Genomic DNA, 20,268 nt, shown 5'->3' with positions numbered 1-20,268 from the left:
CGGCACCATGCAGCGGAAACCGGGGAAATGCCAGAACTGCCAGAGGTGGAAACCGTGCGCCGCGGTCTTGAGCCGCATCTGACCGGCCGCAGGCTGGTGCGGGTGGATCAGCGCCGCCCCGACCTGCGCTGGCCGATGCCGCCAGATCTGGTGCAGGTGCTGACCGGCGCGCGGGTCGAGGGGCTGCGGCGGCGGTCGAAATACATCCTGATCGACCTCGACCGCGATGCGTCCATGCTGCTGCATCTGGGCATGTCGGGGCGTATCCGGGTCGAGGGCGGGATTCTGGGCGGTTTTCACCACGACGCCAATCTGCGCCCGCAACACGACCATCTGGTGCTGACCACGGACGAGGGCGTGAGCGTGACGCTGAACGACGCGCGTCGCTTCGGTGCGGTCGATCTGCTGCGCCCGGGGCAGGATCATCCGCTGCTGGCCGCGCTTGGCCCCGAACCGCTGGGCGAGGATTTCACCCCCGCTGTGCTCGCGGCGGCGCTTGCGGGGCGCAAGGCGCCGGTGAAATCGCTGCTGCTGGACCAGCGCATCGTCGCCGGGCTGGGCAATATCTATGTATGCGAGGCGCTGCACCGTGCCGGCGTCCATCCTGCCCGCCCCGGCGGCGCGCTGGCCGCGGGCGAGATCGCGGCGCTGTGGGGCCATATCCGCGACGTGCTGACCGATGCCATCGCGGCCGGCGGTTCATCCCTGCGCGACCACCGGCAGGCGTCGGGCGAGATGGGGTATTTCCAGCATGATTTCCGCGTCTACGGGCGCGAAGGGGCGGTGTGCCCGACCCCCCGCTGCGGGGGCGCGATCGCGCGGATCACGCAATCCGGCCGCTCGAGCTGGTTCTGCCCGCAGTGCCAGCACTGACCCCGCCGCATCGACCGGCTGGCACGCGGGCGTGAGCTTTGGTAACAAGCCCGCAACGCCGCCCAACCCAGAAAAGGGACAGTTTCGCATGGCCTACCAGACCCTCATCGTCGAAAATCATGACCGCGTCGCCCTGATCCGCCTGAACCGCCCCGAGGCGCTGAATGCGCTCAGTGGAGAGTTGATCACCGAACTCGCCGCGGCGGTGACAGCGGCGGACGCCGACCCGGCGATCCGCTGCATCGTGCTGACCGGCAGCGAGAAAGCCTTTGCCGCCGGCGCCGACATCAAGGAAATGGCCTCGAAATCCTATGTGGACGTGCTGACCGGCGACCTGTTCGGTCCCGAGATCGAACAGATCAACCGCGTTCGCAAGCCGATCATCGCCGCCGTCGCCGGCTATGCGCTGGGCGGCGGCTGCGAGCTGGCGATGATGTGCGATTTCATCATCTGCGCGGAAAACGCCAAGTTCGGCCAGCCCGAGATCAACCTGGGCGTGATTGCCGGCATCGGCGGCACCCAGCGCCTGACCCGTTTCGTCGGCAAGTCCAAGGCGATGGACATGAACCTGACCGGCCGTTTCATGGATGCGGCCGAGGCCGAGCGTTCCGGGCTGGTCAGCCGCGTGGTCCCCGTGGACAAGCTGGTGGACGAGGCAATGGCGGCGGCGCGCAAGATCGCCTCGAAATCCGCGGTGGCCACCATGGTCGCCAAGGAAACCGTGAACCGCAGCTATGAAACCACCCTGCGCGAGGGGCTGCTGTATGAACGCCGCGCCTTCCACGCGCTGTTCGCGACCGAGGACCAGAAGGAAGGGATGAGCGCATTCGCCGAAAAGCGCGAGGCGCAGTTCCGCGATCGCTGATTTCGGCTTTTCTTTCGGCGCGGGCTGTTCTATAGGCCCCGCTGACATGCGCGTGGGCCCGCTTAGGCAAGAAACAGCACCGCTCCTTCGGGGGCGGTTTGCCGGGTCTTTTGCGCACCGATACAAACCGCAACAGACCGACAGAGAAAACAAGCACCCATGGCAAATACCCCCCAGTCCCAGAAGCGCGCCCGCCAGACCGAGCGCCGCACCGCCGTCAACAAGGCCCGTCGCTCGCGCATCCGCACCTATCTGCGGAAGGTCGAGGAAGCGATTGCGGGCGGTGACGCGCAGGTTGCGGCCGAGGCGCTGCGCGCCGCGCAGCCGGAGCTGATGCGGGGCGTGACCAAGGGCGTGGTCCACAAGAACACCGCCGCGCGCAAGATGTCGCGGCTGTCGGCCCGTGTGAAGGCACTGACCGTCCCGGCCTGATTCCGGCCCGGTCAGACGCCGGACGGCCCTGTCGGATCAGGGCCTGATCGACGGGCCGGAACGCTTGCAGATCAAGGCGCCTCGGGGTTTTCCGGGGCGCTTTTTCGTTGGGCTTCCCGCTTTGTGGAAGCTGCCAAATTCCTGTAAAATCTGACAAATTGCGCCGCTGCCACAGTCCGGCAGATTCGCGGCGCAAAGCGGCTGTCAAGCGCATAGTTCGGTTGCAGGGTCGCTGCGCTTGCCGCTAGCTTTGTCGCAGCGATTCACTCGCGACAGGGGGCGATCGCCCGGACCGGCCATTCCGCCGTGTTCGGGCAGGCGCCAGCCGCAACTGCCTCGGCTGCCACCGGGTTTGTTGCGGCGCGCCGCAGGTCGATCCGGCTGCCACCGGAACGGCTGACCCGGGAACAGAATGACAGGGCCTGCAAGGCCCTCGCGTGCCTTGGTATTCCGGGGCTCGCCCCGTTCCGTTCGTCCCCTGCCGCGGGCGGCATCGCATGTCCTGCCGACGAAGCGGCCGGATCCGGGGACAGAAGGGACAAGTCGATGAACGAACTATGGGCGGGCGTGCGGTCAGAGCTTGAGGCGCGGGTGGGGTCGCATAATTTTGCGACCTGGATCGCACCGCTGGATCTGCGCGCGATCGAGGGCGGCGCCGCCGACATCGCCTGTCCGACCCGGTTCCTGTCCGACTGGGTGTCGCGCCACTATACGCGCCCGATTCTCGACGCGCTCAGCCGGCAGGGCGCCGAGGTCGAGCGGCTGAACTTCACCATCGCGACCGGCACCCGCCCGGCCGCCGCCGCGCCGGCACAGGCGCCCGAACAGCCCGCGCCCCGCGTCCCCGCCCGCGGCATCATGGGCGATGACGAAATGTCGGCGCCGCTGGATTCCCGCTTTACCTTCGACAATTTCATCGTCGGCAAGCCCAACGAGCTGGCCCATGCCGCCGCCCGCCGCGTGGCCGAGGGCGGTCCCGTCACCTTCAACCCGCTGTTTCTTTACGGCGGTGTCGGGCTGGGCAAGACCCACCTGATGCACGCCATCGCCCGCGAACGCCAGGCCCGCGACCCCGACGCGCGCGTGCTTTACCTGTCGGCCGAACAGTTCATGTATCGCTTTGTCCGCGCCCTGCGCGAGCGCACGGTGATGAACTTCAAGGAGCTGTTCCGCACCGTCGACCTGCTGATGGTCGATGACGTGCAGTTCATCGCCGGCAAGGATTCCACGCAGGAAGAATTCTTCCACACCTTCAACGCCCTGGTCGATCAGGGCAAGCAGATCGTGATTTCCGCCGACCGCGCCCCGGGCGAGATCAAGGATATGGAGGAACGCATCCGCTCGCGCCTGTCCTGCGGGCTGATCGTGGACCTGCACCCCACCGACTACGAATTGCGCCTGTCGATCCTGCAATCCAAGACCGATCTGTTCCGCGCCACCTATCCCGGGCTGACGCTGTGCGACGGCGTGCTGGAATTCCTCGCCCACCGCATCACCTCGAACGTCCGCGTGCTCGAAGGCGCGCTGCAGCGGCTGTTCGCCTTTGCCAGCCTGACCGGCCATGACATCGACCTGGACATGACGCAGGAAAGCCTTGCCGACATCCTGCGCGCATCCGACCGCAAGGTCTCGGTCGAGGAAATCCAGCGCAAGGTGGCGGAACATTACAACATCCGCCTGTCCGATCTGGTGGGGCCGAAACGGGTGCGCACGCTGGCCCGGCCGCGCCAGATCGCCATGTATCTGGCCAAGCAGATGACCAGCCGCAGCCTGCCGGAAATCGGTCGTCGCTTCGGCGGTCGCGACCACACCACCATCATGCACGGGGTGCGCAAGATCGAGGAACTGCGGCGCGAGGATCGCAGCATGGCCGAGGATATCGACCTGCTGCGCCGCGCGCTGCAGATGTAGGTTCTGCAAGTGCTTGACCGCCGCCGCGCATTGAAACAACGTGGCGCGCGCGCCCCTGTCCGCGGGATGGGGTCGCAAGACAGACGGGCCGGCAGACAGCGGCCAGCAGACGGGGCCAGGAAGCCATGAAATTTTCGATCGAACGCGCGGTGCTCGTCAAGGCGGCCAATCAGGCCCAGTCGGTGGTCGAACGCCGCAACACCATCCCGATTCTGGCCAATGTGCTGATCGAGGCCGGGGCGGATGGCGTCAGCTTCCGCGCCACCGACCTTGACACCGAAATCGTGGATCGCGCGCCCGCGATGGTGGAGCGCCCCGGCGCCACCACTGTCAGCGCGGCGCTGCTGAACGAAATCGCCCGCAAGCTGCCCGACGGGGCGCTGGTCAACATCGCCGCCGATGCCGCCACCGCGCGGCTGACCGTGCAGGCGGGGCGTTCCAACTTCAACCTCGCGACCCTGCCGCGCGAGGATTTCCCGGTGATGGCCTCGACCGAATACGCGGCGAATTTCGCGGCGCCCGCGCCGGTGCTGCGGCGGCTGTTCGACAAGTCGCGCTTTGCGATCTCGACCGAGGAAACCCGCTATTACCTGAACGGCGTCTACATGCATGTCGCCGAGACCGAGGACGGCACCCGCAGCCTGCGCTGCGTGGCGACCGACGGCCACCGGCTGGCCCGCGTCGATGCGGCCCTGCCCGCGGGGGCCGAGGCGATGCCCGGCGTGATCGTGCCGCGCAAGACCGTGGCCGAACTGCGCAAGCTGCTGGATGATGACGAGGCCGAAATCGCGGTCTCGGTCGGGGAAACCAAGGTGCGGTTTGCGACGCCGACGATCACCCTGACCTCCAAGGTCATCGACGGCACCTTCCCCGACTACAGCCGGGTGATCCCGCGCGGCAACACCCGCCGGCTCGAGGTCGATGCCGCCGATTTCGCCCGCGCGGTGGATCGGGTGGCGACGGTCAGCAGCGAGCGTTCGCGCGCGGTCAAGCTGGCGCTGGACGAGGATCGGCTGGTGCTGTCGGTCAACGCCCCCGATGCCGGCGCCGCGGACGAGGAACTGGCCGTGGCCTATGCCGACGAGCCCCTGGAGATCGGCTTCAACGCCAAATACCTGCAAGAAATCGCCGCCCAGATCGACCGCGAAAACGCGGTGTTCCTGTTCAACGGCTCGGGCGACGCCGCCTTGATCCGCGAGGGCGGGGACGATTCGGCGGTCTATGTCGTGATGCCGATGCGGGTGTGACGCTCACCCGCCTGGAGCTTGCGCAATTCCGGTCCTGGCCCCGGCTGGGGTTGGACCTCGACGACCGGCCGCTGGCGATCTTTGGCCCGAACGGCGCGGGCAAGACCAACATCCTCGAAGCCCTGTCGATGCTGTCCCCCGGCCGCGGCCTGCGCAATGCCGCCCCCGGCGATCAGGCTCGGCAAGGGCCGGATGCGGGCTGGCGGATCCGGGCGGTGATCGGCGATCATCGGGTGGAAACCGGCGCCAGCCCCGGCGAATCGCGCAAGCTGACCATCGACGACAAGCCCGCGCCGCAGGTGGCGCTGGGGCGGCTGTTGCGGCTGATCTGGGTGACGCCCGCGATGGACCGGCTGTGGACCGACCCGCCCGAATCGCGGCGAAGGTTTCTGGACCGGCTGACGCTCAGCCTGATCCCCTCGCACGCGGAAACCGCGCTGGCGTATGAGCGTGCGATGCGCGAACGCAACCGCCTGCTGCGGGATGAAATCCGCGACGACCGCTGGTTCCGGGCGCTGGAAACCCGCATGGCGCAGGCGGGGGCGGAACTGACCGCGAACCGGCTGGCCGCGCTGGACCGCATCCATGCCGCGCAAGCCTCGGCCGCGACCAGCTTTCCGGCCGCGACGCTGGCGCTGCTGCCGGGCGAAGGCCACGCCGACGACCCCCACGCGGACAGCATCGCCGCGCGGTGGGCCGCGACCCGCCCCCGCGACATGGCCGCCGGCCGCACCCTGACCGGCCCGCACCGCGCCGACCTTGGCGCGCATTGGGGGCCGCAGGACATGCCCGCCGCGCAAAGCTCGACCGGAGAGCAAAAGGCGCTGCTGCTGTCCCTCATCCTCGCCAACGCCCGCGCGCTGGCGGCGGAGCGCCCGGTGCTGCTGCTCGACGAGGTCGCGGCCCATCTCGACGCCGACCGCCGCACCGCGCTTTACGACGAAATCACCGCGCTGCCCGCACAATCCTTCCTGACCGGCACCGGGCGCGAGCTGTTTTCCGCCTTCGGCCCGCGCGCCCGCTACCTGTCGATCCACCGCGACGGCGCCGCCTCAACGGCGACCGAGGAATAGCTTCTTTCTGGCTCAAATACCCATTCTACGCCGACGACATCACCACATCGACCATCTCGAACCGCGTCACATCCACCAGCCCCAGATCGGAAATCCGCAACTCTGGGATCACCACCAGCGCCAGCAGCACATGCTGCATTACCGCGTTGTTCATGGTGCAGCCGCAATCACGGATCGCCTGATTGACCGCTTCCGCAGCCGCTGCGACCTCGGGCGCCGGGCGGTCGGACATCAACCCGGCGATGGGCAGCGCGACATGGGCCAGTTCGACCCCGTCACGAAATACGGTGATGCCGCCGCCCAAATCCCCCAGCCGCGCCGCGGCGGCCGCCATGTTGTCGCCGCAGGTGCCGACGACGATCATGTGGTGGCTGTCATGCGCCACGGTCGAGGCTACCGCCATCCGCCCTTGATAGCCGAACCCCTGCACGAAACCGTTGACCACGCCGCCGGTGCCGCGGTGGCGCTCGACCAGCGCGATGCGTGCCACCTCGGCCTCGGACTGAACGAAGCCGTCGCGGATCGGCAGATCGGCGGTCAGCGCCTGTGTCGGGGCCTGGTTCTCGACCACGCCGATCACCCGCACGGTGGCGCGGCTGCCCGTGGCCGGCACGCGGAAATCCGCCGCTGTCAGCGCCCGGCCCAGATGCACCGAGTTGCGCGCGGCCTCGGGCCACTCGATCTGCGGGCAATCGACCAGCAGCCGCCCCGATTGCGCCACCACGCGGCCCTGCGCGATCACCAGCTCGACCGGCAGCGTGCCCAGATCGCTGCTCAGGATCACATCCGCCCGCCGCCCCGGGGTGATCGAGCCAAGCTCGCGTTCCAGCCCGAAATGCCGGGCGGTGTTGATCGTGGCCATCTGGATCGCGATCAGCGGGTCGCAGCCGCAGTCGATGGCATGGCGCACCACCCGGTCCATATGCCCGTCATGGACCAGCGTCCCCGCATGGCAATCATCGGTGCACAGCATGAACCCGGCCGGGTCCAGCCCCTTTTCGGTGATCGAGGTGATCTGCGCGGCCACATCGTGCCAGGCCGAGCCCAGCCGCAGCATCGCCCCCATCCCCTGCCGCACCCGCGCGATGGCCTGATGTTCGGCCACGGTTTCGTGGTCGTCGGCCGCGCCCCCCGCGACATAGGCCGCAAAGCTGCGCCCCAGATCGGGGCTGGCGTAATGCCCGCCGACCACCTTGCCCGCCGCTCGTGTCGCCGCGATCTCGGACAGCATCGCCGGGTCGCCCGCCGCCACGCCGGGAAAATTCATCATCTCGCCCAGACCCACGATGCCTTCCCAGCCCATCGCCTGCGCGACCTCGCCCGCCGTGATCGGGTGGCCGGTGGTTTCCAGCCCGGGGGCCGAGGGCGCGCAGCTGGGCATCTGGGTCAGCATGGTGATCGGCTGCGCCAGGCTTTCGTCGCGCATCAGCCGCACCCCCTCCAGCCCCATCACGTTGGCGATCTCGTGCGGGTCGTGCAGAATTGTGGTGGTGCCGTGCGGGATCACCGCGGCGGCGAAACCGGCCGGCGTCAGCATCCCGGATTCGACATGCATATGCGAGTCGATCAGCCCGGGAATCATGTAGCGGCCCTGCGCCTCGATCACCTGCGTGTCGGGGCCGATATTGGCGCCGGCATCCGGCAGCACGCAGGCGATGCGCCCGTCGGCGACGGCGATGTCGTGGCCCGCCAGCACCTCGCGCGTGTGCACGTTCACCCATTGCCCGCCCCGGATCACCATGTCGGCGGGCGCGCGCCCTGCCGCGACCTCGACCAGCCGCGCCTGCGCCTCGATCCATGGTTTCAACATCGCGGGCCCTTTCCTTTGCCGGATAATGCCCCAGATTGCGGCAGGCGGCACCGGAAGGAAAGACGGATGGAGTGGCAGGGCGAGGCAACCGCGATCGCGCGGCGCAGGCACGGCGAACATGCGGTGATCCTGACCGTGCTGGCGCGCGACGCCGGGCTGATTTCCGGCGTGGTGCCGGGCGGGGCCAGCGTCAAGCGCGCCGCCATGCTGCAACCGGGCAACCGGCTGAGCCTGCGCTGGCGGGCGCGGCTGGACGACCAGCTGGGCAGTTTCTCGGCGGAACCCGCGCGGGCGCGGCCGGGGCTGATGGCCGATGCCGATGCGCTGGCCGGGCTGAACGCCGTCACCGCGCTGATAAGCTGGGCGCTGCCCGAGCGCGACCCCCACCCGCAGTTGACCGACGCGACCGAGGCGCTGCTGGACGCGATCGAGGCCGGAATCGCGGTGCCCGGCGGCGGTGGCGCCGGCGGGGGGCTGTCTGCCCCCCGCGCCACTGCCGTGGCCTCTTTCGCTGAAAACGGTCCCCCGGACCGTTTTCCGGGCGCTCAAGAGCCCCGAGGATATTTCGGTGATGAAGAACCCACATCTTGGGCCGCCGATTACCTGCGGTGGGAATTGCTGCTGCTGGACGAGCTGGGCTTCGGCCTGTCGCTGGATCGCTGCGCGGTCAGCGGCGCGCGCGAAGGGCTGGCCGGGGTTTCCCCCCGCACCGGCCATGCGGTGACGGCGGCGGCGGCGGGGGAATGGGCGCCGCGGCTGCTGCCCCTGCCTGCGATCCTTGGTGGGCCCGCGGGGGCAGGGGGGCTGGCCGAGGCGCTGGCGCTGACCGGGCATTTCCTGACCGCGCGGCTGGCCGAGGGGCAGGTGGGCCGGCCCTTGCCCCCCGCGCGGGCGCGGCTGCTGACACGGCTGGGGGCGGGCCCGAAAAGCGGCGCCTAATCCGGGCGCCGCATCTCGAACAGTTCCGTAGTGATGGTATAGTCGTGATAGCCCAGCCGCGACAGCCAGCCGGTGCGGCGCAGGTCGAACCGCCCCTCGACCACGCAATCGTCGCGGATGTGGATGCCGGTGACCACCCCCAGCACCATGTGATTGGCCTTGCCCGCCAGCCGGATGATCCTTGTCGCGCGGCATTCAAGGCTTGCCGCCGCCTCGGCCACGCGCGGGCAGTCGATGGTTTCGCAGGGCAGGGCGGTCAGCCCGGCGGCCTCGAACTCGTTCACCCCGGCGGGCAGCATCGCCGAGGACGCATTCATCGCCTCCTTCAGCGCCCCGTCGGCGATGTTGATGCAGAACACTCGGCTTTCCGCGATCTGCGCCACGCTGTCTTTGGTCCCGGGCCGGTCGGGCTTGGCCCCGGTCGAGGCGAACATGACCTGCGGCGGCACATAGGCGGTGGCGTTGAAAAAGGAATAGGGCGCAAGGTTGTCGCCCTGCCGCCCGCGGGTCGACACCCAGCCGATGGGGCGCGGGGCCACGATGGCGTTGAACGGGTTGTGCGGCAGGCCATGCCCGGCCTCGGGTCGATAGAACATGGGCGCGGGCTTTCGATGGCGGTCGGGCGGTCATGATGGACGGACGCCCGGCCGGGGGCAAGCGGCGGCGCCGGCCTTTCCCGCGCGGGCGCAGGGTGTTAAGCCCGCGCCGATCCGCGGCGCAAAGGTCCGATGTATACGCTGTCCCCCGAAACCGACGCCGACACCCCCGAGGTCGAGGCCCTGCTGGACCTGTGCTTTGCCCCGGGGCGGACGGCGCTGTCGTCCTATCGGCTGCGCGAAGGCGTGGCCCCGGTGCGCGATCTGTGCCTGACCCTGCGTGCCAGCACCGGCGACGGGGACGGCAGCGACGGCGTTCTGCTGGCCGCGATCCGCTATTGGCCGGTGCGGGTGGCGGGCAAAACCGTGCTGCTGCTGGGGCCGGTCGCGGTCCACCCCACGGCGCAGGGCGAAGGGCTGGGCGGGCTTTTGATGCGCGAAAGCCTGGCGCTCGCGGCCCAAAGGGGCTGGCAGCGGGTGATGCTGGTGGGCGATGCGCCCTATTACAGCCGCTTTGGTTTTTCGCGGCTGGACGGGGTCGAGATGCCGCCCCCCACCAACCCCGACCGGGTGCTGGGGCTGGAACTGGAACCCGGCGCATGGGTTGACCTGCGCGGCGCGGTCACGCGCGAAGCCGCGGCCGCGAACACCCGCCCCCCTGACGCTTGACAGCGCCGGGCGGGGCGCGTTTTCGTGATGATGTCGCGCCAAGCAAGGACGGACCCATGGCAGCCACGCCCACCACCATCCCCCGACAGGCGATCCTGCCGCCGATCGACGACCCGTCGGTGCATCTGCAAATCGACCGGCTGGCCGGGAAATACCTTGATGCCGGGGGGCTGGTGATGGACCTGCTGGTCAGCATCGGCGGCGGCGCGCAGGGGCTGCTGGACCGGCTGCCGGGCTTTGTGCGCCACCGGCTGGACGGGATCACCCTGACGGCGCTGAACCGCGCCTTTGACGCGGCCAGCCGCTCGCGCCACTATGTCCGCGACCGCGGCGACTGGTTCAACCGGCTGGCGACGACCGTATCCGGCGCCGCCGGAGGCGCGGCCGGGTTGCCCGGCGCGATGGTGGAACTGCCGCTGACGGTATCCATGCTGCTGCGCGCGATCCTGGAAATTGCCGCCGAACACGGTTTCGACCCCGAGGCCGAGGAAACCCGGATCGAGGCGATCCGCGTCTTTGCCGCCGCCGGGCCGATGTCGGATGACGACGGCACCGACCTGGGGCTGCTGGCGGCCAAGGTGACCATCACCGGCCAGACCGTGCAGGGGCTGATCGCCCGCATCGCGCCGCGGCTGGCGGCGGTGCTGGGCCAGAAGCTGGCGGCGCAGGCCACGCCGGTGTTCGGGGCGGTGGCGGGGGCCTCGATCAACTTTGCCTTTGCCGGGTATTATCAGGAAATCGCGCGGGTGCATTTCGGGCTGCTGCGGCTGGCGCGCGAAACCGGCCTGCCGCGCGAGGCCCTGACCGAGGCGCTGGTCGATCGCATGGACCAGCGCCGCAGCAAGGCGCTGCAAAAACCGGCCCGCCGCTAAGGCGATCTGCCGCCGCTTTCATCTTGCCGAAAATATCCCCGCCGGAGGCTCCGGCCGCGCCACCGCTCACTCGGGCGCGGCTTCGGGTGCCGCCAGCTCCAGCGCCGCGGCCTCGACCGTCAGGTCGCTGACCGACAGACCCGATTTCGGCCGCGCCAGCGCCGCGCGGGTGACCCAGAACAGCCGCTCTTGCGCGCGGGTGATCGCGACATAGGCCAGGCGTTTCCACAGCGGCAGCCCGGCCTCGACCCGGTTCGCCCAGGCGGCGGCCGAGATGTCGGGGCCGAACAGCTGCACCTCGGGCCATTGCGAGCCCTGCGCCTTGTGGATCGTCACCGCGGCGCCATGCAGAAAGGCCGCGCCCATGCGGGCGGCATAGGGGATAAAGGGTTCCTCGACGTCCGGCGTCTCGATCTTGATGATGCTGGCGGCCGACAGCCGCGGCTCGGGGACGCCGATGACGTGCAGCCGTGAAAACCCCGGTTTCTTGCCCGGCCCCAGATAGATCACCTGCGCGCCCTTGATCAGCCCCCGCGCCTCAAGGTCGATGCGCTTCTTGCGGTGCTTCAGCGGCAGCTCGATCCCGTCGCAGACCAGCGGCTCGCCCGGCAACAGCGCGTCGCCCGGCGCGCCGTGGGCGGCGCGAAAGGCGGTGATCAGCCGCACCCGCGTGGCGTTGCGCCAGACCAGCGCGGGCGAGCGCGCCATCAGGTCGCTGTCCATCCGCTCCGCCCAGACCACCCGGTCGTCGCGGCTTGCGGCATCGCGCACCAGCCGTTCGAAAGCCGGGAAATCCACCGCCGGGTCGGCCAGCGCATGGGCAAGATCGAGGATCGGGCTGTCCCCCGCCTGCCGGTGGATGCGGCTGAGCATCAGTTTCTGCGGCGCCGCCAGCCGGTCGAACACCATCTGCCCCGACTGCCCGACCGGGGCCAGCTGCGCCGGGTCGCCGAACAGCACCAGCAGGGGAAAGATCTCGCGCAGATCCTCGAACGGGCGTTCGTCCAGCATCGAGGATTCGTCGATCAGCCCGATGTCCAGCGGATCCTCGCGCCGTTTCCAGCCGGTGATGAAATCCGAGCCCCTCAGCCCCGCAGCCGCCAGGGCCCCGGGGATCGAGCCGTGCTGCTGGTAAAACAGCAGCGCGCGGTCCATCGCCTCGTCGGTCAGGGCCGCGATCACCGGACGCTCGCCGGTGCCGGCCAGCCACTCGGCCAGGCGTTCGTATTCGGGGTCATAGACCGGCGTATAAAGGATGCGGTGGATAGTCGTGGCGGGCACGCCCCGGGTGCGCAGCACAAAGGCGGCCTTGTTGGTCGGCGCCAGAATCGCCACGCTGCGGGCGTCCTTGCGGCGCTTGCTCTCGTAATCGCCGCTGACCACATGCACCCCGGCTGCGACCAGCGCGCGGGTGATTTCAGCCAGCAGCAGCGTCTTGCCGGACCCGGCCTTGCCCAGCACCGCCAGCACCTGTGCCTTGCCGGGCGCGGGGGGCACGATCTCTTCGGAGACAAGGTCCACGCCGGCGGCAGCCAATGCCTCGGCCAGCCGGTCCCATGCCTCGGCCTGGTCGGGGGAAAGCGACGGCGGATCGGGCCGTTCGGCGGGGGCGTCGAGGCGAAGCGTCGGCTGCATCGCGCCATCCTAGCCGCGGCGGCGGGTGGGGCCAAGCGGCGGCGTTCGGGAACAGCCGGGGGCCGAGCGCGTGGTGGCGCGGCCGGCGCCTCCGGCGGGGATATTTGGGGCAAGATGAAAGCACCTGTTGCGGGGCGCGGAGCGGATCCGCGCGGCAAGCGGGCGCGTTGGGGTCGCGACCGGGGTTGCCGCAGGGCGCCGCCGGGCTGCAACGGAGCAAAGGAAGATGACACATCACCATGAGCGGGCCGGCTCGATCCTGCCCTTTGTGGCGCTGGCCGGGGTGCTGGGCTGGGGTGCCGCCATGCTTTGCCGCCAGGGGCGCCTTTCGCATGGGCGGCCGGACGGGCGGCAGCACGGGCCGCAGCATCGGCGCAGGCGGCTGGCGGCGATTTCGGACAAGGCCGCGGCCGAGGGCGAGGCGACCGACGATTGCGATTTCGTCCGCCCCGCCGGGCGCGGCGCGATGCGCGACCCGCCGCGGCGCTGGGAAGATGTGGACGAGGCCAGCGATGCCTCTTTCCCGTCCAGCGATCCGCCCGGGAATTACTGAGCCTCACCTCGCCAACGAAAAGCGCGCCCGAAACGGGCGCGCTTTTACGTTCCGGCGATGGGCGTTCAGCCCCTGCGGCCGGCCTCGAGCGCGTCCTCGAAGGTGCGCAGCCCGGCCTCGGGCGACTGCACCAGCACCGCCATGTTGCCCGGCTTGTGCTGGTTGCGCAGCATCTTCAGATGCGCCTGCGGGATTTCGGCCCAGGGGAACACCTCGGACATGGCCGGGTCGATGCGGCGTTCCAGCATCAGCCGGTTGGCGGCCGACGCCTGCTTGAGATGCGCGAAATGCGACCCCTGCAAGCGCTTTTGGTGCATCCACATGTAGCGCACGTCAAAGGTGCAGTTGAAGCCGGTGGTGCCGGCGCAGATCACCACCATGCCGCCCTTTTTGCAGACAAAGGTCGACACCGGGAAAGTCGCCTCGCCCGGGTGTTCAAAGACGATATCGACGTTGTTGCCCTTGCCGGTGATGTCCCAGATCGCCTTGCCGAACTTGCGGACCTCGTTGAACCACTGCTTGTATTCCTCGCTGTTGACTTTGGGCAGGGCGCCCCAGCAGTTGAAATCCTTGCGGTTGATGACGCCTTTGGCGCCCAGGTTCATCACGAATTCGCGCTTGTCCTCTTCTGAGATCACCCCGATGGCGTTGGCGCCGGCGGCGTTGATCAGCTGGATCGCGAACGACCCCAGCCCGCCCGAGGCGCCCCAGACCAGCACGTTCATGCCCGGCTTCAGCTCATGCGGCTCGTGGCCGAACAGCATCCGATAGGCGGTGGCCAGCGTCAGCGTGTAGCAGGCCGATTCCTCCCATGTCAGGTGGCGCGGGCGCGGCATCAGCTGCTGGGCCTGCACGCGGGTGAACTGGGAAAAGCTGCCGTCGTTGGTTTCATACCCCCAGATGCGCTGGCTGGGGGAATACATCGGGTCGCCGCCGTTGCATTCTTCGTCGTTGCCGTCGTCCTGGTTGCAGTGGATCACGACCTCGTCGCCGACCTTCCAGTTGCGCACCTTGTCGCCGACCTTCCACACGATCCCCGAGGCGTCCGAGCCGGCGATGTGATAGGGCTGCTTGTGCCCGTCGAAGGGGCTGACCGGCGTACCCAGCCCCGCCCAGATGCCGTTGTAGTTGACCCCCGCGGCCATCACGAGCACCAGCACCTCGTTGCTGTCGATTTCCCAGGTGTCGACGACCTCGACCTGCATGGCCTTGTCCGGCTCGCCATGCCGATCGCGCCGAATCGCCCAAGCATACATCTGCCTGGGAACATGGCCCAGGGGCGGCATCTCTCCGATTTCATAGAGATCCTTTTCAGGCGCGTCATAGGGGGCGATGGGGCTGGGGGTGTCGAATGCCATGGCCATAGTCCTTGCGTAATCATGCCGCAGCGCAGAATCGCGGCGTCCGGCCCCAATCGCTAAAGATCCATGCGCAACATTGCAATAGCGCCCTGCATCAGTCGCGCAATATTATGTCTCTCATGTCGCTGCGTCCTGACAGGAGGCTTTCATCTTGCCCCAAATATCCCCGCCGGAGGCTCCCGCCCTCACGCAAGACCCGTGCCGCGCCGCAGCGAATTGACGGCGCAGCATTATGTCCGCTAACTGACCTCAACCGAAAGAATCTTGCGAAAGGGATTCGCCGTGGCCCCCAAGGACAAACCCTGGCTGTTCCGCACCTATGCCGGCCATTCCACTGCTGCAAAGTCCAACCAGCTTTACCGCAGCAACCTTGCCAAGGGGCAGACCGGTCTGTCCGTGGCCTTCGATCTGCCGACGCAGACTGGTTACGATTCGGACCATGTGCTGGCGCGGGGCGAGGTCGGCAAGGTCGGCGTGCCCGTCTGCCATCTGGGCGACATGCGGGCGCTGTTCGACCAGATCCCGCTGGAACAGATGAACACCTCGATGACGATCAACGCCACCGCGCCGTGGCTCTTGTCGCTGTATATCGCGGTGGCCGAGGAACAGGGGGCGGATGTCGCCAGCCTGCAAGGCACGGTGCAGAACGACATCATCAAGGAATACCTGTCGCGCGGCACCTATATCTGCCCGCCCAAGCCCTCGTTGCGGATGATTACCGACGTCGCGGCTTATACGGCGAAAAGCCTGCCGAAATGGAACCCGATGAACGTGTGTTCCTATCACCTGCAAGAGGCCGGTGCGACGCCGGAACAGGAACTCGCCTATGCGCTGGCCACCGGCATCGCGGTGCTGGACGACCTGAAAACCAAGGTCGAGCCGCAGGCGTTCCCGGCCATGGTCGGCCGCATCAGCTTTTTCGTGAACGCGGGGATCCGCTTTGTCACCGAGCTGTGCAAGATGCGCGCCTTTACCGAGCTGTGGGACGAAATCTGCCGCGGCCGCTACGGGATCGAGGACGAGAAATACCGCCGCTTCCGCTACGGCGTGCAGGTGAACTCCCTTGGCCTGACCGAGCAGCAGCCGGAAAATAACGTCTACCGGATCCTGATCGAGATGCTGGCGGTGACACTGTCGAAAAACGCCCGCGCCCGCGCCGTGCAGCTGCCCGCCTGGAACGAGGCGCTGGGCCTGCCGCGCCCCTGGGACCAGCAATGGTCGCTGCGGATGCAGCAAATCATGGCCTATGAGACCGACCTGCTGGAATACGGCGATCTGTTCGACGGCAACCCGGCGGTGGCGGCAAAGGTCCAGGCGCTCAAGGACGGGGCGCGGGCCGAGCTTGAGCTGCTGGACGAGATGGGCGGTGCCATCGCGGCCATCGACTATATGAAATCGCGGCTGGTGGAATCGAATGCGGCGCGGCTGAACCGGGTCGAGGACGGCGAGACCGTGGTGGTCGGCGTCAACCGCTGGCAGCAGGGCGAGCCTTCGCCGCTGACCTCGGGCGACGGCGGCATTCTTGTCGTCGATCCGGCGGTGGAACAGGACCAGATCGCAAGGCTGAACGACTGGCGCGAGGCCCGCGACAACGCGGCCGTCGAGGCCGCGCTGTCACGCTTGCGCGCGGACGCGCAAGAGGGGCGCAACATCATGCCGGCATCCATCGCGGCGGCCAGGGCGGGGGCCACCACCGGCGAATGGGCCGGGGTCATGCGCGCGGTCCACGGCGAATACCGCGGCCCCACGGGCGTCTCGCCCTCGCCCTCGAACCGGACCGAGGGGCTTGAGCCGATCCGCGAGGCAGTGGATGCGGTCAGCACCCGGCTGGGGCGGAGGATGAAATTCGTCGTGGGCAAGCCGGGGCTGGACGGCCATTCCAACGGCGCCGAACAGATCGCCTTTCGCGCCCGCGACTGCGGCATGGACATCACCTATGACGGCATCCGCCTGACCCCGGCCGAGATCGTGGCGGCCGCGCAGGAACAGCAGGCCCATGTGGTCGGGCTGTCAATCCTGTCGGGCAGCCACCTGCCGCTGGTGCGCGATGTGATGGAGCGGATGCGCGGCGCCGGGCTGAACCATATCCCGGTGATCGTCGGCGGCATCATCCCCGAGGATGACGCGGTAGCGCTGCGTGAGATGGGGGTGGCGCGGGTCTATACGCCCAAGGATTTCGAGCTGAACCGGATCATGATGGACCTGGTGGCGCTGGTGGACCCCGAGGCGCGGGCGGCCTGAGCGACGCGGGGTGCGGCGGCAGCGCACGGCACCCCGCGCCGCATGACCGGTTCACGACGGGCGCGGCACCCTTCCCAGCATGAAAAATTCCTCGTTCGGGGGAACGTCGGCCATGTTCGCAATCCGGTTCGACAGGCCAAAGAACGCCGCGATTGAGCCGATGTCCCAGATCTCGTCCGGGGTGAAGCCGAAATCGATCATGTCCTCATAATCGTCCTGGCTGATGCTTTCGGCCTCGGTCGCGACCAATTCGGCATAATCCAGCATCGCATAATGGCGGTCGCTCAACGGAGTCTTGCGCCAGTTGACCGCCAACCGGTCGGCCAGCAGCGGATCCTTGGCCCGCACCCGCAGGATCGCCCCATGCGCGACCACGCAATACTGGCAGCGGTTCAGCCCGCTGACCGCGACCACGATCATCTCGCGCTCGGCCTTGGAAAGCCCCTCGTCCTTGTCCATCAGCGCGTCGTGATAGGCGAAAAAGGCGCGGAACTCGGCCGGGCGATGGGCCAGCGCCAGAAACACATTGGGCACAAACCCGGATTTTTCCTGCACGGCGCGGATCATTTCCTGAATATCCGTCGGCAGGGCGCGCAGATTCGGGATGGCAAAGCGGCTGATCGGTGGGTTCATGGTCTTCTTTCTGGCTCAAATACCCCGGGGGAGCCGCAACGCGGCGGGGGCAGAGCCCCCATCCTTGCGGTTCCGGTTGACTCTGGCCCTGCGATCTGAAATGTCCACCCGGATTCCCCGGAAGGTCGTCCTTCCGGTCCCCGCCTGTCCGGGGATCGCCCCCCGTCAGCGCGGATGCGCCCACGGGGGCAATACTGGTTTATGCGGCGATTGCCGGAGGTCGCGATGTTCGAAAGCCTATCAGACCGTCTTGGCGGTGTCTTCGACCGCCTGACCCGGCAGGGCGCCCTGACCGAGGATGACGTCACCGCCGCCATGCGCGAGGTGCGTCAGGCGCTGCTGGATGCCGACGTGTCGCTGCCCGTGGTGCGCAGCTTCGTGCGCGCGGTCACCGCCAAGGCCACCGGGGCCGCGGTCACCAAGTCGATCACCCCCGGCCAGCAGGTGGTCAAGATCGTCCATGACGAGCTGATCCGCACCCTGCAAGGCGACGACGCCCCGGAAACCCTGCAAATCGACACGCCGCCTGCGCCGATCCTGATGGTCGGGCTGCAAGGCTCGGGCAAGACCACCACCACCGCGAAACTTGCCAAGCGCCTGACTGAACGCGAGAAAAAGCGCGTGCTGATGGCCAGCCTCGACACCAACCGCCCCGCCGCGATGGAGCAGCTAGCGATCCTCGGCCAGCAGGTCGGCGTCGATACGCTGCCGATCGTGCCGGGCGAAAACGCCGTGCAGATCGCGAAACGCGCCCGGCAGCAGGCCAGCTTTGGCGGCTATGACGTCTATATGCTGGACACCGCCGGCCGGCTGCATGTTGACGATGTGCTGATGGACGAGGTGCAGGCCGTCCGCGACGTGGTGAACCCGCGCGAAACCCTGCTGGTCGTCGACGGGCTGACCGGGCAGGACGCGGTGAACGTCGCGACCGAATTCGATGCCAAGGTCGGCGTGTCCGGCGTGGTGCTGACCCGGATGGACGGCGACGGCCGCGGCGGTGCGGCGCTGTCGATGCGCCAGATCACCGGCAAGCCGATCCGCTTTGTCGGGCTTGGCGAGAAAATGGACGCGCTGGAAAGCTTTGACGCCGAACGCGTCGCGGGCCGCATCCTCGGCATGGGCGACATCGTGGCGCTGGTCGAAAAAGCGCAAGAGGTTCTCGAGGTCGAGCAGGCCGAGCGCATGATGAAGCGTTTTGCCAGGGGTCTGTTCAACATGAACGACCTGCGTAACCAGCTGGAACAGATGCAAAAGATGGGCGGGATGCAGTCCATCATGGGCATGATGCCCGGCATGGGAAAGATGGCGAAACAGGCCGAGGCCGCGGGCATCGACGACACCATGCTGCGCCGGCAGATCGCGCTGATCAACTCGATGACCAAAAAGGAACGCGCCAACCCCGATCTGTTGCAGGCCAGCCGCAAAAGGCGCATCGCCGCCGGCGCGGGCATGGAGGTGGCCGAGCTGAACAAGCTGCTCAAGATGCAGCGCCAGATGGCCGACACCATGAAAAAGGTCAGCAAGATGGGCAAGGGCGCCATGCTGAAACAGGCGATGCGCGCCATGTCCGGCAAGGGCGGCGGGCTGCCCGATCTGGCCGACGCCGACCCCGCGAAAATGGCCGAGGCCGCCAGGATGCTGCAAGATCCGCGCGGCATGGGCGGGCAGCTGGGCGGCATGAACCTGCCCGGCGGGCTGTCGGGGCTGTTTGGCAAGAAATGACCGCGCGCGCTTCGACCTCCACCGCAAGGGAAACCCGCGCATGAGCGACGCCCCCCATCGCGCCGCCGAGCTGCTGCGCGAACATCGCGCCAGCATCGACCGGCTGGATGCGATCATCGTCTATACGCTGGCCGAACGGTTCCAGCACACGCAATCCGTCGGCCGGCTCAAGGCTGAACACGATCTTCCGCCCTCGGACCCTGCGCGTGAATCGCAGCAGATCGAGCGGCTGGAGCGCCTCGCGCGCGAGGCCAATCTCGACCCGGAATTCGCGCGCAAATTCCTTAACTTCGTGATCGCCGAGGTGATCCGGCATCACGAGATCCTGCAATCCTGAGGCGCCCCCGCGTCGCAACACGCCATTCCCAAAGGAGAAACCAAATGGCCATGAAAATCCGTCTCGCCCGTGGCGGGTCCAAGAAGCGCCCCCATTACGCCATCGTGGCGTGCGATTCGCGGATGCCGCGCGACGGCCGCTTTCTGGAAAAGCTGGGCACCTACAACCCGCTGCTGCCCAAGGATGCAGAAGACCGCATCAAGATCGACCTTGAGCGGGTGCAATACTGGCTGGGCCACGGCGCGCAGCCGACCGACCGCGTGGCGCGTTTCCTTGAAGCCGCCGGCGTGCGGGAAAAGGCCGAGCGCAAGAACCTGAAAAAGGGCGAGCCGGGCAAGGCCGCGCAAGAGCGCGTGCAAAAGCGTCTGGACCGCGAAGAGGCCGCCCGCGCCGCCGCCGAAGAGGCCAAGGCTGCCCCCGTTGAGGCCCCCGTTGAGGCCCCCGCCGAGGAAGCCGCGACCGAATGACCCCTGCGGCGGCGGGGGGCTGCCCCACCGCC

Annotated in this window: 19 protein-coding genes; 14 read left to right on the top strand and 5 right to left on the bottom strand. The window is 68.2% G+C overall.

Annotated elements, in window-relative coordinates:
- The first annotated feature begins 27 nt into the window (after positions 1-27).
- From mutM to recF, 6 genes are all read left to right on the top strand, one after another.
- Positions 28-873: a bifunctional DNA-formamidopyrimidine glycosylase/DNA-(apurinic or apyrimidinic site) lyase gene (mutM, locus tag BLW83_RS02250; RefSeq protein ID WP_090845117.1), complete on the top strand. Its 846-nt coding sequence runs from the start codon at positions 28-30 to the stop codon at positions 871-873.
- 88 nt (positions 874-961) lie between these two features.
- Positions 962-1,738, top strand: a complete 777-nt coding sequence (locus BLW83_RS02245) for an enoyl-CoA hydratase (RefSeq protein ID WP_090845115.1) — start codon at positions 962-964, stop codon at positions 1,736-1,738.
- Positions 1,739-1,897: 159 nt separating this feature from the next.
- On the top strand, positions 1,898-2,170 hold the full coding sequence (rpsT, locus tag BLW83_RS02240; RefSeq protein WP_090845113.1) for a 30S ribosomal protein S20: 273 nt from the start codon (positions 1,898-1,900) through the stop codon (positions 2,168-2,170).
- 546 nt (positions 2,171-2,716) lie between these two features.
- Positions 2,717-4,081 (top strand): chromosomal replication initiator protein DnaA, encoded by a 1,365-nt coding sequence (gene dnaA / locus BLW83_RS02235; protein WP_090845111.1) that lies wholly within the window; start codon positions 2,717-2,719, stop codon positions 4,079-4,081.
- 125 nt (positions 4,082-4,206) lie between these two features.
- Entirely contained in the window at positions 4,207-5,328 is a 1,122-nt protein-coding gene (gene dnaN / locus BLW83_RS02230; RefSeq protein WP_090845110.1) for a DNA polymerase III subunit beta, read from the top strand.
- Complete coding sequence (gene recF, locus BLW83_RS02225) at positions 5,325-6,401, top strand: DNA replication/repair protein RecF (RefSeq protein ID WP_090845108.1); 1,077 nt, start codon at positions 5,325-5,327, stop codon at positions 6,399-6,401. Before dnaN ends, recF begins: the two co-directional genes overlap by 4 nt.
- A 25-nt stretch (positions 6,402-6,426) precedes the next feature.
- Here recF and BLW83_RS02220 read toward each other — a convergent pair whose 3' ends face one another.
- Positions 6,427-8,211 carry an adenine deaminase gene (locus BLW83_RS02220; RefSeq protein ID WP_090845106.1) on the bottom strand — a complete coding sequence of 595 codons (1,785 nt, stop codon included), beginning with the start codon at positions 8,209-8,211 and terminating at the stop codon, positions 6,427-6,429.
- 66 nt (positions 8,212-8,277) lie between these two features.
- On the opposite strand from BLW83_RS02220, the gene recO reads away from it, so the two are divergent.
- On the top strand, positions 8,278-9,150 hold the full coding sequence (gene recO / locus BLW83_RS02215; RefSeq protein ID WP_090845103.1) for a DNA repair protein RecO: 873 nt from the start codon (positions 8,278-8,280) through the stop codon (positions 9,148-9,150).
- On the opposite strand, the gene BLW83_RS02210 is transcribed toward recO, so the two are convergent.
- Entirely contained in the window at positions 9,147-9,746 is a 600-nt protein-coding gene (locus BLW83_RS02210; RefSeq protein WP_090845101.1) for a flavin reductase family protein, read from the bottom strand. The genes recO and BLW83_RS02210 overlap by 4 nt on opposite strands.
- A 132-nt stretch (positions 9,747-9,878) precedes the next feature.
- Here BLW83_RS02210 and BLW83_RS02205 point away from each other — a divergent pair, with 132 nt between their 5' ends.
- Positions 9,879-10,415: a GNAT family N-acetyltransferase gene (locus BLW83_RS02205; protein WP_090845099.1), complete on the top strand. Its 537-nt coding sequence runs from the start codon at positions 9,879-9,881 to the stop codon at positions 10,413-10,415.
- Positions 10,416-10,471: 56 nt separating this feature from the next.
- Complete coding sequence (locus tag BLW83_RS02200) at positions 10,472-11,287, top strand: EcsC family protein (RefSeq protein WP_090845097.1); 816 nt, start codon at positions 10,472-10,474, stop codon at positions 11,285-11,287.
- 66 nt (positions 11,288-11,353) lie between these two features.
- Here BLW83_RS02200 and BLW83_RS02195 read toward each other — a convergent pair whose 3' ends face one another.
- Entirely contained in the window at positions 11,354-12,922 is a 1,569-nt protein-coding gene (locus tag BLW83_RS02195; protein WP_090845096.1) for an ATP-dependent DNA helicase, read from the bottom strand.
- A 226-nt stretch (positions 12,923-13,148) separates the two neighbouring features.
- Between BLW83_RS02195 and BLW83_RS02190 the strand changes: the two genes are divergently transcribed.
- Complete coding sequence (locus BLW83_RS02190; RefSeq protein WP_090845094.1) at positions 13,149-13,475, top strand: hypothetical protein; 327 nt, start codon at positions 13,149-13,151, stop codon at positions 13,473-13,475.
- 65 nt (positions 13,476-13,540) lie between these two features.
- Here the strand turns inward: BLW83_RS02190 and ccrA are convergent, their stop codons facing one another.
- Complete coding sequence (gene ccrA, locus BLW83_RS02185) at positions 13,541-14,833, bottom strand: crotonyl-CoA carboxylase/reductase (protein ID WP_090845876.1); 1,293 nt, start codon at positions 14,831-14,833, stop codon at positions 13,541-13,543.
- 285 nt (positions 14,834-15,118) lie between these two features.
- Between ccrA and BLW83_RS02180 the strand changes: the two genes are divergently transcribed.
- Entirely contained in the window at positions 15,119-17,077 is a 1,959-nt protein-coding gene (locus BLW83_RS02180) for a protein meaA (RefSeq protein WP_090845092.1), read from the top strand.
- Between the two features lie 51 nt (positions 17,078-17,128).
- Here the strand turns inward: BLW83_RS02180 and BLW83_RS02175 are convergent, their stop codons facing one another.
- The gene (locus BLW83_RS02175) at positions 17,129-17,710 is read right to left on the bottom strand and encodes a peroxidase-related enzyme (protein ID WP_090845090.1); all 582 of its coding nucleotides are present in this window, start codon (positions 17,708-17,710) and stop codon (positions 17,129-17,131) included.
- 225 nt (positions 17,711-17,935) lie between these two features.
- Here BLW83_RS02175 and ffh point away from each other — a divergent pair, with 225 nt between their 5' ends.
- Genes ffh through rpsP form a run of 3 tightly spaced genes read left to right on the top strand, consistent with a single transcriptional unit; the run spans position 17,936 to position 20,236 of the window.
- Complete coding sequence (gene ffh / locus BLW83_RS02170; protein ID WP_090845861.1) at positions 17,936-19,432, top strand: signal recognition particle protein; 1,497 nt, start codon at positions 17,936-17,938, stop codon at positions 19,430-19,432.
- 40 nt (positions 19,433-19,472) lie between these two features.
- Complete coding sequence (locus BLW83_RS02165) at positions 19,473-19,769, top strand: chorismate mutase (protein ID WP_090845088.1); 297 nt, start codon at positions 19,473-19,475, stop codon at positions 19,767-19,769.
- Positions 19,770-19,813: 44 nt separating this feature from the next.
- Complete coding sequence (rpsP, locus tag BLW83_RS02160; protein WP_090845086.1) at positions 19,814-20,236, top strand: 30S ribosomal protein S16; 423 nt, start codon at positions 19,814-19,816, stop codon at positions 20,234-20,236.
- Positions 20,237-20,268 lie beyond the last annotated feature (32 nt).

The organism is Paracoccus alkenifer (assembly GCF_900108405.1).
Taxonomy (GTDB): domain Bacteria; phylum Pseudomonadota; class Alphaproteobacteria; order Rhodobacterales; family Rhodobacteraceae; genus Paracoccus; species Paracoccus alkenifer.
Note: the sequence above shows the minus strand (reverse complement) of the source record. Positions and strands in the feature narration are given on the sequence as shown.

Bases quoted from the DNA above. Each gene is read 5' to 3' on its own strand.
- BLW83_RS02220 (WP_090845106.1), bottom strand. From the start codon at position 8,211: ATGTTGAAACCATGGATCGAGGCGCAGGCGCGGCTGGTCGAGGTCGCG.
- BLW83_RS02165 (WP_090845088.1), top strand. From the start codon at position 19,473: ATGAGCGACGCCCCCCATCGCGCCGCCGAGCTGCTGCGCGAACATCGC.
- recO (WP_090845103.1), top strand. From the start codon at position 8,278: ATGGAGTGGCAGGGCGAGGCAACCGCGATCGCGCGGCGCAGGCACGGC.
- BLW83_RS02205 (WP_090845099.1), top strand. From the start codon at position 9,879: ATGTATACGCTGTCCCCCGAAACCGACGCCGACACCCCCGAGGTCGAG.
- ccrA (WP_090845876.1), bottom strand. From the start codon at position 14,833: ATGGCATTCGACACCCCCAGCCCCATCGCCCCCTATGACGCGCCTGAA.
- BLW83_RS02175 (WP_090845090.1), bottom strand. From the start codon at position 17,710: ATGAACCCACCGATCAGCCGCTTTGCCATCCCGAATCTGCGCGCCCTG.
- BLW83_RS02200 (WP_090845097.1), top strand. From the start codon at position 10,472: ATGGCAGCCACGCCCACCACCATCCCCCGACAGGCGATCCTGCCGCCG.
- dnaN (WP_090845110.1), top strand. From the start codon at position 4,207: ATGAAATTTTCGATCGAACGCGCGGTGCTCGTCAAGGCGGCCAATCAG.
- mutM (WP_090845117.1), top strand. From the start codon at position 28: ATGCCAGAACTGCCAGAGGTGGAAACCGTGCGCCGCGGTCTTGAGCCG.
- ffh (WP_090845861.1), top strand. From the start codon at position 17,936: ATGTTCGAAAGCCTATCAGACCGTCTTGGCGGTGTCTTCGACCGCCTG.
- BLW83_RS02190 (WP_090845094.1), top strand. From the start codon at position 13,149: ATGACACATCACCATGAGCGGGCCGGCTCGATCCTGCCCTTTGTGGCG.
- BLW83_RS02245 (WP_090845115.1), top strand. From the start codon at position 962: ATGGCCTACCAGACCCTCATCGTCGAAAATCATGACCGCGTCGCCCTG.
- BLW83_RS02195 (WP_090845096.1), bottom strand. From the start codon at position 12,922: ATGCAGCCGACGCTTCGCCTCGACGCCCCCGCCGAACGGCCCGATCCG.
- BLW83_RS02210 (WP_090845101.1), bottom strand. From the start codon at position 9,746: ATGTTCTATCGACCCGAGGCCGGGCATGGCCTGCCGCACAACCCGTTC.
- dnaA (WP_090845111.1), top strand. From the start codon at position 2,717: ATGAACGAACTATGGGCGGGCGTGCGGTCAGAGCTTGAGGCGCGGGTG.
- rpsP (WP_090845086.1), top strand. From the start codon at position 19,814: ATGGCCATGAAAATCCGTCTCGCCCGTGGCGGGTCCAAGAAGCGCCCC.
- rpsT (WP_090845113.1), top strand. From the start codon at position 1,898: ATGGCAAATACCCCCCAGTCCCAGAAGCGCGCCCGCCAGACCGAGCGC.